Annotated in this window: 12 protein-coding genes; 4 read left to right on the top strand and 8 right to left on the bottom strand. The window is 69.3% G+C overall.

Going from position 1 to position 12,513, the window contains the following annotated elements:
* Window positions 1–9 precede the first annotated feature (9 nt).
* Together pyk and BM115_RS23825 are read left to right on the top strand one after the other, a co-directional pair.
* Window positions 10–1,494 carry a pyruvate kinase gene (pyk, locus tag BM115_RS23820; RefSeq protein ID WP_092300229.1) on the top strand — a complete coding sequence of 495 codons (1,485 nt, stop codon included), beginning with the start codon at window positions 10–12 and terminating at the stop codon, window positions 1,492–1,494.
* A gap of 135 nt (window positions 1,495–1,629) precedes the next feature.
* Window positions 1,630–2,514: a KPN_02809 family neutral zinc metallopeptidase gene (locus BM115_RS23825; RefSeq protein WP_092300232.1), complete on the top strand. Its 885-nt coding sequence runs from the start codon at window positions 1,630–1,632 to the stop codon at window positions 2,512–2,514.
* Window positions 2,515–2,660: 146 nt separating this feature from the next.
* Here the strand turns inward: BM115_RS23825 and BM115_RS23830 are convergent, their stop codons facing one another.
* The 4 genes from BM115_RS23830 to BM115_RS23840 form a co-directional block, all read right to left on the bottom strand.
* Entirely contained in the window at window positions 2,661–3,014 is a 354-nt protein-coding gene (locus tag BM115_RS23830; RefSeq protein WP_092300235.1) for a hypothetical protein, read from the bottom strand.
* A gap of 265 nt (window positions 3,015–3,279) precedes the next feature.
* Window positions 3,280–3,708, bottom strand: a complete 429-nt coding sequence (gene rnk, locus BM115_RS23835) for a nucleoside diphosphate kinase regulator (RefSeq protein WP_092300238.1) — start codon at window positions 3,706–3,708, stop codon at window positions 3,280–3,282.
* A gap of 163 nt (window positions 3,709–3,871) precedes the next feature.
* Complete coding sequence (locus BM115_RS27365; protein WP_177220001.1) at window positions 3,872–4,018, bottom strand: hypothetical protein; 147 nt, start codon at window positions 4,016–4,018, stop codon at window positions 3,872–3,874.
* Window positions 4,019–4,143: 125 nt separating this feature from the next.
* On the bottom strand, window positions 4,144–4,578 hold the full coding sequence (locus BM115_RS23840) for a Cd(II)/Pb(II)-responsive transcriptional regulator (protein ID WP_092300241.1): 435 nt from the start codon (window positions 4,576–4,578) through the stop codon (window positions 4,144–4,146).
* A gap of 176 nt (window positions 4,579–4,754) precedes the next feature.
* On the opposite strand from BM115_RS23840, the gene BM115_RS23845 reads away from it, so the two are divergent.
* A complete protein-coding gene (locus tag BM115_RS23845) occupies window positions 4,755–5,090 on the top strand; it encodes a hypothetical protein (protein WP_092300244.1) in 336 nt (111 codons plus the stop codon).
* Between the two features lie 121 nt (window positions 5,091–5,211).
* Window positions 5,212–6,090 carry a protease HtpX gene (htpX, locus tag BM115_RS23850; protein WP_092300247.1) on the top strand — a complete coding sequence of 293 codons (879 nt, stop codon included), beginning with the start codon at window positions 5,212–5,214 and terminating at the stop codon, window positions 6,088–6,090.
* Window positions 6,091–6,117: 27 nt separating this feature from the next.
* Here the strand turns inward: htpX and BM115_RS23855 are convergent, their stop codons facing one another.
* From BM115_RS23855 to arfB, 4 genes are all read right to left on the bottom strand, one after another.
* Window positions 6,118–7,143: a GlxA family transcriptional regulator gene (locus BM115_RS23855; RefSeq protein WP_092300250.1), complete on the bottom strand. Its 1,026-nt coding sequence runs from the start codon at window positions 7,141–7,143 to the stop codon at window positions 6,118–6,120.
* A gap of 52 nt (window positions 7,144–7,195) precedes the next feature.
* Complete coding sequence (locus tag BM115_RS23860; protein ID WP_092300253.1) at window positions 7,196–8,407, bottom strand: MFS transporter; 1,212 nt, start codon at window positions 8,405–8,407, stop codon at window positions 7,196–7,198.
* A 300-nt stretch (window positions 8,408–8,707) separates the two neighbouring features.
* On the bottom strand, window positions 8,708–11,911 hold the full coding sequence (locus BM115_RS23865) for a bifunctional cytochrome P450/NADPH--P450 reductase (protein ID WP_092300256.1): 3,204 nt from the start codon (window positions 11,909–11,911) through the stop codon (window positions 8,708–8,710).
* Window positions 11,912–12,097: 186 nt separating this feature from the next.
* On the bottom strand, window positions 12,098–12,502 hold the full coding sequence (gene arfB / locus BM115_RS23870) for an alternative ribosome rescue aminoacyl-tRNA hydrolase ArfB (protein WP_092300419.1): 405 nt from the start codon (window positions 12,500–12,502) through the stop codon (window positions 12,098–12,100).
* Window positions 12,503–12,513 lie beyond the last annotated feature (11 nt).

The following is a 12,513-nucleotide window of genomic DNA, read 5'->3' on the forward strand; positions in this document are numbered from 1 at the left end:
GGAGACATCATGAGACGCCAGCGCAAAGCCAAGATCGTTGCTACGCTCGGACCCGCCAGCTCGGACATCGCGGTCATCCGCCAATTGTTCGATGCCGGCGCAGACGTGTTCCGGCTGAACTTCAGCCACGGCACGCACGAGGACCATCGCGCGCGCTACGACGCCGTGCGCCAGGTGGAGGCCGAGACCGGCCGCCCCATCGCCATCCTGGCCGACCTGCAGGGCCCGAAGCTGCGCATCGGCCCCTTCGCGGTGGGCAAGGTGGCGGTCAAGGCCGGCGACACCTTCGTGCTGGACAGCGACCCCACGCCCGGCGATGCCACGCGCGTCTACCTGCCGCACCCGGAGCTGTTCCGCGCGGCCAGTGCCGGGCAGTCCCTGCTGATCGATGACGGCAAGGTGCGCCTGAACATCGTGGCCGTGGCGAGCGGCAGCATCACCACGCGCGTGGCCAACAACGGCACGCTGTCTGACCGCAAGGGCGTGAACGTGCCGGACGCGGTGATCCCCATCCCCGCGCTGACCGAGAAGGACCGCCGCGACCTGGCCTTCGCGCTGGAGCTGGGCGCGGACTGGATTGCGCTGTCCTTCGTGCAGCGGCCCTCGGACATCGCCGAGGCGCGCGAGATCATCGGCACGCGCGCAGGCGTGCTGTCGAAGATCGAGAAGCCGGCGGCATTGCAGCAGCTGGAAGAGATCGTGCGCGTGTCCGACGCGGTGATGGTGGCGCGCGGCGACCTCGGCGTGGAACTGCCGCCCGAGCGCGTGCCGGGCGTGCAGAAGCGCATCCTGCGCATCTGCCGCCAGTTGGGCAAACCCATCGTCATCGCCACGCAGATGCTGGAATCGATGATCGACTCGCCGGTGCCCACGCGCGCCGAGGCCTCCGACGTGGCCAGCGCCATCTACGACGGCGCCGATGCCGTGATGCTGTCCGCCGAATCGGCCAACGGCCGGCATCCGGTACCGGCGGTATCGATGATGGACCGCATCATCACCGAGGTGGAGCAGGACCCGCTGTACCGCAATATGATCGATGCGCAGCACGAGGCGCCGCTCTCCACGCGCCAGGATGCGATCTGCGCGGCGCTGCGCGAGGTCACGCAGATCATCGGCGCGGTGGCTACGGTGACGTACACGTCGTCCGGCGCCACAGCGCTGCGTGCCGCGCGCGAGCGGCCGTGCGCGCCCATCGTCAGCATCACGCCGAATCTTGAGATTGCGCGGCGGCTGGCCATGGCCTGGGGGATCCATTCGACGGTCAGCCCGGATGTGCAGAGCGTGGACGAGATGGTGGAAGCCGCCTCCCGCGCGGCCCTGGTGGAAGGCTACGCGGCGCCGGGCGACCAGATCACCATTGCGGCCGGCATGCCGTTCGGCCAGGGCGGCACGACCAACCTGCTGCGCGTGGCCGAAGTCGGCACCGAAGTGGCGGGCAGCCTGGACGCGGACCTCGGCATCGGCGGCGCGCTGCGCCAGCCGGCGGCGGTCTGAGGGCCCGCTGAGGGCCACTAAGGGATGTACCTGACGGTGGATGGCTGACATCTACCGTCGGGCGCCATTGCTATACTGCTCCGACATATGGCGGCCCCACGTGGCCGCCGATCTACAAGCTATGACGGAGCCCTCATGCGTCTCGACGACGAAGCCGAAAGCCAGAATGTGGAAGACCGCCGTGGCGGCGGATTTGGCGGCGGCGGCTTCCCCATCGGCGGCAAATCGATCGGTATCGGCACCATCGTTATCGCGCTGGCCGCCTCGTATTTCTTTGGGGTCGATCCGTCGGTGATTTTCCAGGGCGCCTCGGTCATCCAGGGCCAGCCGCAGCAGGCGCCGCAGTCCCAGGCGCACCGCCCGCCGGCCACCGACCAGCTCACCGTGTTCACGCGCAAGGTGCTCGGCAATACCGAGCGGACATGGGAGCACATCTTCGAAACCGACCTGAACCGCCGCTACGCGCCGCCCACGCTGGTGCTGTTCTCGGGCGCCACGCCCACGGCGTGCGGCACCGGTCAGTCGGCGATGGGGCCGTTCTACTGCCCGGGTGACCAGAAGGTCTATATCGACCTGGCCTTCTATGACGAGCTGCGCAAGCGCTTCGGCGCCAGCGGCGACTTCGCCCAGGCGTACGTGATTGCCCACGAGATTGGCCACCATGTGCAGAACCTGCTCGGGGTGTCCGCCAAGGTGGACGCCGCGCGCCGCCGCATGGGCGAGGCGCAGGCGAACCAGCTATCCGTGCGTCTGGAGCTACAGGCCGACTGCCTGGCCGGCGTCTGGGCCGCGACGGCGCAAAAGGCCAATCAGGCACTGCTGGAACCGGGCGATGTGGAGGAAGGACTGAAAGCCGCCGCCGCGATTGGTGACGACCGGCTGCAACGGCAAGCGCAGGGCTACGTGGTGCCGGAGGCGTTCACCCACGGCACGAGCGAACAACGTGTGCGCTGGCTCAGGCAGGGGCTGACCACGGGGGATATCCGCAAATGCGATACGTTTGCGGCGAAGAAGCTGTAAGCGGGGAAGCGGGAACGGCGGGAACAGCGGAAGGAAAAATCACCTGCCGGGCGGAGAGAGAGAAGGAGGAGGTCGGCCGGGCAGGTGGGAGAGAAAACTGTCGCGGCCACCTAAGTGGCCGCGTTGTCCGTCAGGACGAGCTAGGTTCAGACGCGATAGTTGTAGCCGTACAAGTCGCCATTGCGCGAGTTGTCGACCGGCGTCGCGGAGATCTCTCCACTGAACGTGCGGCTGCCTTCGCTGAAGCTGTCGAACTTGCCTTGCCGGGTGCCTTCGCCGAACGGGTTGAACGGGCCTTGGCGGGCGCCATCCGTATAGGTGTCGAACGGGCCGGTTTTTGCACCGTCCGTGTAGACATCGAACCTGCCGGTGCGCAAGGCATCGGCATAGACGTCGAACTTACCAGCCTTGCTGGTGGCGGCCGGCGCGGCCATGGCCGCGGCTGACGCTGCGAATGCGGCGAACACAAGGGCGCCGCCAAGGATACGTTTGGCGTTCATCTGGGACTCCTTCAACTGATTCACTGCTTTTTTATGTAGACAGCTGAACTGCTGCCCGGATGAACAATCTGCGTTGCCATCTGAGCACGGAGTGAAGGTTAGTGGGTCGGCCGCCAACGAGAAATACCGCTGCGACGAATGGTGCGTTGCACGCCGTGAAACGCTGGACCTGCCGATGAACGGTGGCCGCGGGGGCGCGACTGGCGGGGTGCCAGCCGCGTTGACCGGTCAATCCAGGCGGATGACCGGGGGAATCAGCGCGAGATCAGAGCGTGAACTGGCCGCTGGCTTCGGGCTGGAAGGCCACTTCCAGCACGGTCACGCGTTGCTGGCGGCCGTCCGGCAGGCGGTAGTCCACGGTCTGGCCGGCGCGGGCGCCGAGCAGCGCCTGCCCCACCGGGGAGAGCACCGAGAGGCGGCCGCCGGCCAGGTCGGCATCGTCCGGATAGACCAGCGTCCAGTCGCGCGGCGCCGGCTCCCCTTCCAGTGCGCAGACCACGCGCGAGTTCATCGTCACCACGTCCTTGGGGATCGCGTCCGGCGGCACGATGGCCGCGCGGGTGAGCAGCGCGTCCAGCATTTCGTCGAGTTCGGCGGTGGCGGCGCGGCTGGCGATACCTTCCAGGCGCGTCACGTCCAGTTCGGTCAGGTACAGGGTGGGGGCGTTGCTGGAAACGCCGTTGGACTTGGCCATGGCAAAGGTCTCTCTCGCAAGGCGGCAGCCGAGCGCAGATTCAGGCGCGCGGCGGCCAGGGTGTCAGGAATTCAATGGCCGGCGCAATGGGGCGACGCCGGCAGGATGGAAACTGCGGTGACTCGGGCCCGGTTCGGCGCCGGGCCCGCTTGGTGGGGATCGGTCAGGCCGGGAACCGGGCGGGATCAAGCGGGGCGTTGATCCGGCGGTCGATGCTGCGCATGGCGATGCGCGTCACCCGCACGCACGCGCCCGCCGGCCGCTGGAAGCGGACCATGGCGAATGCGGTGAACGGCAGATGACGGGACATCGTGAGAATGATCTGAGATGCAGGGAAAACGAACGGCCATGCTAGCACAGCCGTCCGATGGCGCGGGCTGAGGGTGTACCCTATGCGCCGCATTGATACGCTCTTATACAATCGAGCGCATTACATCAATGCCGTGGATGGCATTCGCAGGCCGCCCCTTCGGCTGCCTGCTGGAGGTTCTGGAGAATGCCGCACTCGCTGGCCGGATGCGGGTTCGGGTTCTCGCAGGTATGCCGCAGCGCACGCAACTGCCCTTCCAGCGCTTCCAGCGCCACGCGTTGGGCGTGGATCTGGTCGATCTGGCGGTCAAGCAGCGTGTCGATATCGCCACACGCCAGCGACGGATTGCGCTGGAAATCCCGCAGCCGGCGCACATCGGACAGGCTCATCCCCAGCGAACGGCAATGGCGCACGAAGTTGAGCTGCACGAGATGCGGGTCGCCGTAACGGCGATAGCCGTTGTCTTCCCGCTGCGGGGCATCGAGCAACCCCTCGCGCTCGTAATAGCGGATGGTCTCGACGTCGCAACCGCTGTGGCGGGACAGTTCGCCGATACGCATGGTCTGGTTCTCCGGGTTCGGAAATCCCTGTAGCGATTACAGGGTTACGGAGGGAGTGTAGACGATTTGCCGTCAGCTTGCTGCGGGGCAACGGCCGCCAGCCCCCTGCGGTAGAATCGACGCCAATGTCGTCCCCCTCGTCACACCGCTCCGTGCAACCGCTTCGGCTCCTGCTGATGATCGTGCTGCTTGCCTTCCTGCCGTTGCAGGCCTGGGCAGGCGTCAGCACGCCGGTGGCCCAGGTGGAGACGTCGATGCAGGCGGTGATGATTGCCGCCGACCCGGTGCTGGCCGATCAGGCCGACTTCGCCGCGCCGGCGGAGCCAGGCCTGCCGATGCCGGCCGATAGCGCCGAGCCCTCGCCGCCGGGCGCCGACTTCGCCGAACAGCTGTTGCCCGCGCCGATGCCGCGTGTGGCCGCCCCCTCTGTGCGCGGCGCCTTGCCGCGCTATGCCGGCATCACGCTGCCGGACCCCCACCTTCCCCGCTTGCCGCGCCCGCCGCGCGGCTGATCCCCCATTGCGCGCGTGGCCGCCACTGGCCGGCCGTGCGCGTTCCGTTTGTCGTGCGGCGCCCAGTCAGCGCCGTGCGCGCCTGCGGCTCGTCCGCGTCTTTATCCTTGCCCCACACACCATGAAACGTATTTTCCTGTTCCTGGCGACCAACATCGCCGTCATGCTCGTCCTCAGCGTCGCGGCCAGCCTGCTGGGCGTGAACCGCTACCTGACATCCAACGGCCTCAACCTCGGCATGCTGCTGGCGTTCGCCGCGCTGATGGGCTTCGGCGGCTCGTTCATCTCGCTGCTGATGTCCAAGACCATCGCCAAGTGGTCGGTCGGTGCCCAGATCATCACCCATCCGAGCACCAGCACCGAGCTGTGGCTGATGCAGACCGTCGAGAAACTCGCCACCCGAGCCGGCCTGCCGATGCCCGAAGTGGCGATCTATGACGGCGAGCCGAATGCCTTCGCCACGGGCGCGTCGAAGAAAAGCTCGCTGGTGGCGGTGTCCACCGGCCTGCTCCAGTCGATGTCCCACGACGAAGTGGAAGCCGTGCTGGCGCACGAGGTGGCCCACATCGCCAATGGCGACATGGTCACCCTGACGCTGATCCAGGGCGTGGTGAACACCTTCGTGATCTTCATGGCACGCGTGGTCGGCTACTTCGTGGATTCGTGGCTGCGCCGCAACGACGAGGAGTCGAGCGGCCCCGGCATCGGCTACATGATCACCGTGGTGGTCTGCGAGCTGCTCTTCGGCATCCTGGCCAGCGTGATCGTGGCGTGGTTCTCGCGCCAGCGCGAGTTCCGTGCGGACGCAGGCGCGGCCGGCCTGATGGGCACGCCCACGCCGATGGTCTCGGCGCTGCGCCGCCTGGGCGGCCTCGATGCCGATGGCCTGCCGCAGAACATGCAGGCGATGGGGATCTCGGGCGGCCGCAAGTGGCTGGCGATGTTCTCGAGCCATCCGCCGATCGAACAGCGCATCGCGGCGCTGCAATCCAGCCGTTAATGGGATAAGGGCGCGGGTCGGCGGTCGCTAGGCCGCCGCGCCCCGTTCCGCCCGGAAGGCCGCCCGGTAGCGTTCGGGCGTGGTCTGGACATGCCGCAGGAAGGCCTGCCGCATGACGTCCGCGTTGGCGAAGCCGGTGGCGTGGGCGATGCTCTCCAGCCGGCGGTCGCTGGCCTCCAGCATCCGCCGCACCGCCTCCACCCGCAGCCGCTCCACGTAGCGCGCCGGAGTCTCCCCCACCTGCTTGGCGAACACGCGCGCGAAGTTGCGCGGGCTCATCGCCACCCGCTCGGCCAGTACGGCTACCGAGAGGTCGCGGTCGAGGTGATCCGCCATCCATCCCTGCAAGGCCCGCAACTCCACGCTCTCGGCCGCCTGCGCGCGCAGCGAGGTGGAGAACTGCGCCTGGTTGCCCGGTCGACGCAGGAACAGGACGAGTTCGCGCGCCACTTCGAGCGACACCGCGTACCCGAGGTCTTCCTCCACCAGCGCCAGCGACAGGTCCATGCCCGCCGTCACGCCGGCCGAGGTGTAGTAGCGGCCCGCGCGAATCCAGATCGGGTCCGCATCGACGGTCAGCCGGGGGTAGCGCGTGGCCAGGCGGTCCGCGTGGCGCCAGTGCGTGGTCACGCGCGCTTCGTCCAGCAGCCCGGTGCGGGCGAGCACGAAGGCGCCGGTGCAGACCGCGCCGAGCCGCCGCACCCGGGGCGCCTGCTCGCGGATCCAGCCGATCAACCGCGCGTCGTCAGACGCCGCCGCGTGGCCGGAGCCGCCCGAGATCAGCAGGGTGTCGATGGGCTGGCCGATGGCGTCGGCGATCTGGTGGTACGGCGCGTCGGCCAGCATCCGCACGCCGCTTTCGGTGCGCACGATGGCGTCGTCGCTGACGCTGACCACGCGCACGTCGTAGAACGGCTCGGCCCGCCCGCACAGCTTGTTGGCCGCGCCGAACACGGCGGTCGGCCCGGTGACGTCAAGCTCCTGCGCCGGGTCCGGCGCCACGATCACCACCACGCGGGGCGATGCGGCGATGAGATGGAGGTCGGTGGGCATGGGAATCGAGCGGTTTGAGCGAAGGGAGTGGCCCCGATCATACGCCGGCCGATCATGCGGGTGCCGCCATCGCCCCCACCCGCCGCGCATGTCGCTGCCAGCGCAGCGTGATGACCAGCGCGAGCGCCAGCGCCGGCAGCACGGCCAGATTCACGGCCTGCCAGCCCCAGTGATAGAGCACCTGCCCCGCCGCCAGCGTGGCCAGCGCCGTCAGCACGGCGGCGGAAAACTCGGCCGTCGCCTGGGTGCGCGCGCGCTCGGCGGTGCGGTAGCTGCCCGCCAGCAGTGTGGTGCCGCCCACGAACATGAAATTCCAGCCGATGCCGAGGCACAGCAGCGCGAGGTAGAAGGCCGGCAGCGCGGTCGAGCACAGTGCCACCACCGCCGCGAGCGCCGACAGCGCAATGCCGCTGGCCAGCATCGCCGGATTGCCGAAGCGTTGCAGCAGCCAGCCCGAGAAGAACGACGGCGCGTACATGCCGACCAGGTGCCATTCGATGATCTGCGCGCCCTGCGTGATCGTGTGCTGGCACGCCACGGCGGCAATCGGCGTGGCCGTCATCACGAACATCATCACCGCGTTGCCGATGCCGTTGTTGGCGAACGCGGCGAGGAAGATCGGCTGGCGCACGATCTCGCCGAGCGGGCGCGCGGGCAGGCCATCGCTGGCGGCGCTGCCGGCGGCCAGCGAGGCCGGCTCGCGGTAGGCGAAGGCCAGCACCAGCATGGTCAGCACGCCGAACACGGCGACCACCGCGTACGAGCCCGCGAACGGCAGCGGCTGCATCATGTCCGCGCTCCACGCGGCGATGGCCGGCCCGCAGACGGCGGCGACCACGCCACCGGTGAGCACGGCCGAGATGGCGCGCGGCTTGTCCGGCGCGGGCGCGGCATCGGCGGCGGCGAGCCGGTAGAAGCGCGCAAACGCCTGGAACACGCCGACCAGCGCCGTGCCGACGCAGAACAACACGAAGTGATGGGTATAGATCGCCCAGACCGAGACCACGCCGCCCAGCGCGCAGGCCAGCCCCCCGAGCGAGAACGCCAGCCGGCGGCCAAAGCGCTCGATCAGGAATGCGGCGGCGATGGCGGTCAGCGCCGAGGCCACGGTAATCAGCGCGAACGGCAAGGTGGCCAGCGCCTTGTCCGGCGCGAGCGTGTAGCCGACCAGCCCGGTCAGCGTCAGGTCAACGGACAGCGCGGCGGTGTAAAGCGCCTGGCACAGCGCCAGCACGCGCGCCTGCCGCATGGCGGAGGTAGCCATCGGATTCTCCGGATAAGAGGGGGATGGCTACCAGCGTACGGGCGACGCGGGGCGGCTGACGGACAATGATCCGTCGAATTCTGCCAGGAAGCGGTGGGGCTCCGGCAGGCGCCTGCCCTCTCCCCCGGCCCCTCTCCCAGAGGGAGAGGGGAGCAAACCGAAGGGTCGTCTCCCTCGCCGATTGGCAAACCGAGCGGGGTCTCCATCGCCAACGGCCGGTTGGCAAACCGAGTGGGGTCTCCCCTCGCCCGCTTGCGGGAGAGGGGCCGGGGGAGAGGGACAGCGCCTCAATACGCGCCGTCAGTTGAACACGTCCTGCCGGTACCGCCCCTGCGCCACCAGCCCGGCGAACCAGTCGGACGCCTGCGTGGCGTCCATCCCGCCTACCTGCGTGCCGATGTCGATCAGCGTCTGGCGTACCGCCGGCGCCATGCGTCGGCCGTCGCCGCAGACGTAGACCGTGGCGCCGGCTTCGATCTGCGCCCAGACGGCGTCGCGCCGTTGCCAGAGCAGATCCTGCACATAGCGCGGCGCCTCCGGTACCACCGAATAGGCGACATGAACCTCGGCCACGCCCTGCCCGGCCCAGGCGGCGATCTCGTCGCCGTAGAGCCAGTCGTGCGAAGGATGGCGGCAGCCGAAGTAGAGTTGCACCGGCGCCACGGCCTGCCCCGCCGCGCGCTGCGCCGCCCGTTCCTCGATAAAGCCCCGGAACGGCGCGATGCCGGTGCCCGGGCCGATCAGCAGCATCGGCACGCGCGGGTCGGCCTCGGGCGCGAACGGCGGGTTCGGGGTGCGGATGGACGCCGCGACGCGCGCACCCGGCGCCAGCCCCTGCAACCACGTCGAGGCCACGCCCCGGAACTGCCCGCGCCCGGACAGCGCCGGCGCCCAGACCGTGCCGACCAGCAGCGTCGCCACGTCCGGCGACACCAGCGGCGACGAGGCAATCGAATAGAAACGCGGCCGCATCGGCACCACGCAACCGAGCAGGCCCTCCAGCGACAGCGTGATCGCCGGGTGCGCCACCAGCACGTCGAGCAGACCCAGCCGCCGCGCCGCCACCTGCGCCGCGTAGCCGCGCTCGGCATCGTCCGAGGCCAGCATTGCCAGCGCCTGCTGCGTGAACGGGCAGCGCGTGGCGCGCATCAGCCCGCGCAGCGTCTGCCGGGAAACCACGTCCTGCAATTCAACAAAGTGTGTCAGCAACTGCCGCAGCGGGAGCGGCTGGCCAATCGGCAGGCCCCGCCCGGTGCCTTGCGGCACGGAGAGCGTGACCATGGCGTTCGCGTCGAGGTCGAGCCGTTCGCACAGCGCCTCCACCAGCGCGGCGTCGTTTTGCGGCCAGACGGCGAGGTGATCGCCGGTCTGGTAGGTCACGCCGGGCGGTAGTTGCAGGCGGATGTCGCGCGTGGAGGTGCGCGGCGCCTCAAGAGAGAAATCCCACAGGCTGCTCGGATCGTTCACAAGTTCGGTATTCGACAAGACCGTGCAGCCCAGCGTCCCGGCCGGCAGCGTCTCGGCGCGGATCGCCGCCAGACTGCGGACCTCCGCGACGATGCCGCCCGTGCCCGCCCCGCCCGGGTCCACGCCATCGGCCTGCAAGGCCTGCCAGAGCTGGCCCAGCCAGCGTTCGGCGGACTGGTCGAAGTCGCCGTTGCCATCGGCTTCGCCACGCGCCAGCAGCGGCACGGCGCCAGCCGACGTGAAGAAGTCGAACACGCGGCGCGGGAACGCCTGATAGGTCGCCCATTGGGAATTGCCACAGCCGAGCAGCGCCAGCCGGAGGCCGTCGGCGCGATAGCCGGCCGCCGCGTGCGCGTCCAGCATCGCCTCGAAGCGGCGGCCCGAGTCCGGCGCGCGGCCGTTGTAGGTAGCGGCGACGATCACCACGATGCCCGACGCCGGCAGCGCGCCGACGACGTCGTCGAGATCCTGCAGCTTCGCCGCGAAACCGGCGCCCACCGCCCCGGCGTGGATCTGCTCGGCCAGCTCGCGCGCGGTGCCCAGGCTCGACGCGCACAGCACGGTCAGCGCCTGCCCGTGGCCGCGTACCTCGGCCTGCGCGGCGGGCGTGGCCTCCGCCGCCACGGGCTGGGCCGCGATGCGCTCGTGCGGGCGGCGCCGCCGCGCGCGCAGCACGAGGTTGTCGGGCTTGATCGTCAGCGTTTCCTTGAGCTTGAACTGGTAGTCGTACGGATCGTGGAAGGCGAAGTGGCGCAGCATCAGCGCCAGCGCCAGCTTGGCCTCGGTCAGCGCGAACTGCCGGCCGATGCACGCGCGCTCGCCCTGCCCGAACGGCATGTAGGCGTGCGCCGGCAGCCGCGCCTCGTGCTCGGGCAGGAAACGGTCGATATCGAACCGCTCCGGGTGGGCCCACACCTGTGGGTCCCGGTGCAGCGCGGTCAGCACCACCGAAATGCGCCGATCCTTGCGCAGGTGGTAGCGCCCGCCGATCACCACATCGTCGAACGGCGCCACGGCGAACGCCGGCGCGGTCGGCCAGAGCCGCAGCGTCTCCTTGAGCACGCGGTCCAGCACGGGCATCCGGGCGAGATCGGCGTAGACCGGCGCGGCGTCGCCGGGCAGCACGGCGTCCACCTCCGCATAGGCCTGCGCCAGCACGCCGGGGTTGCGCAGCAGTTCGTAGAGCGCGAAGGTCAGCAGGCCGCTGGTGGTCTCGTGCCCGGCAATCAGGAAGGTGATGACCTGATTGCGGATGTTCGCGTCGTCCAGGCGTTGGTCGGTCTCGGGGTCGCGCGCCTCCAGCATCAGGTTCAGCAGGTCCATGCCGGCGGTGGGCGCGGCACGGCGCTGGCGGATCACATCGTCCACCAGGTTGCGCATATAGGCGATGTCCGCGGCGCACTGGCGGTGGGCGCGGCCCATGAAGCGGTCCTGGATCGGCAGCCGCGTGAGCTTGTTCATCGCCTCCTGCAGCGCGCCGACCATCGCCACGATGAACGGGTCTAGCCGTTCGCTGGAAAAGGAGTCGAAGTCGTAGCCGAAACCGGACAGCGCGATGGTGTCCAGCGTGAGCCGGGTCATGTCGTCGGCCACGGCGATATCGGCGTCCGGGCCCTGACGGTCCCATTTGTCCACGAGGCGATTGGCCACGCGCAGCATCACGTCGAAATAGCCCTTCATCGCGCGCTGGCTGAACGCCGGCATCAGGATGCGGTGGGCGCAGCCCCAGTTCGGCTCGTCGCTGTGCGCGGTGAACAGGCCGTCGCCGGCCATGTCGCGCAGGTAGGAAAGCGGCGGGCCGATGATCTTGCGGAAGCGCGTGGCGTCGCACAGCTCGCTGGCCAGCGCCACGGACGACACGAACGGCACGCGCCGCCCCGCGAAGTCCAGCTCGAAGATGCCGTCATGGTGCCGGCTGCGCGCCAGCAGATGCTGCCCGACCTCGCCCGGCGTGATCTGGAACAGATTGCCGACGATGGGCCAGCCCGGGTCGCGCGGAATGGGCTGGAGGGCAACGGCGGGCTGGACGATGGACATGGGGGCGGGCCTGGGGGCGGGTCTTGACTGCCGTAGACAATCGCCGAGTTTCGGGGGCGAAGTCAACGCGCGGACACCGAGCATGCCCTCCAATTCCCGCCGCCGCGAGGCATCCGCCGTGCGTTTGAAATAAACGTTCGAATAAAGTGACCGATCGGTGACTGGCGTTGACTGGGTGACTAACGACTAATCGACCACCCGCCCGCGCAGCGCCTTGATCTGGCCGCGCTGGGTCTTGGCCTCGATGCGCCGCTTGCGCGATGCCAGCGTGGGCCGCGTGGCGCGCCGGGTGCGCGGCGGCGTGGCCACGCTCTCCACCAGCTCGTGCAGGCGCCGAACCGCTTCCTCGCGGTTCATCTCCAGGCTGCGGTGCTGCTGCGCCTTGATGACGATCACGCCGTCGCGGGTGATGCGGTGGTCGTGCAGGGCCAGCAGCCGCTCCTTGTGGTCGGCCGCCAGCGACGCCGTGCGTACGTCGTAGCGCAGGTGCACCGCGTTGGACACCTTGTTGATGTTCTGCCCGCCCGCGCCCTGGGCGCGGATCGCGGTGATCTCGTATTCGTGATGAGGGATGAGGAAGTCGCCGGCCATGGCCGCCATCA

The organism is Cupriavidus sp. OV096 (genome assembly GCF_900115455.1).
Classification (GTDB): Bacteria; Pseudomonadota; Gammaproteobacteria; order Burkholderiales; family Burkholderiaceae; genus Cupriavidus.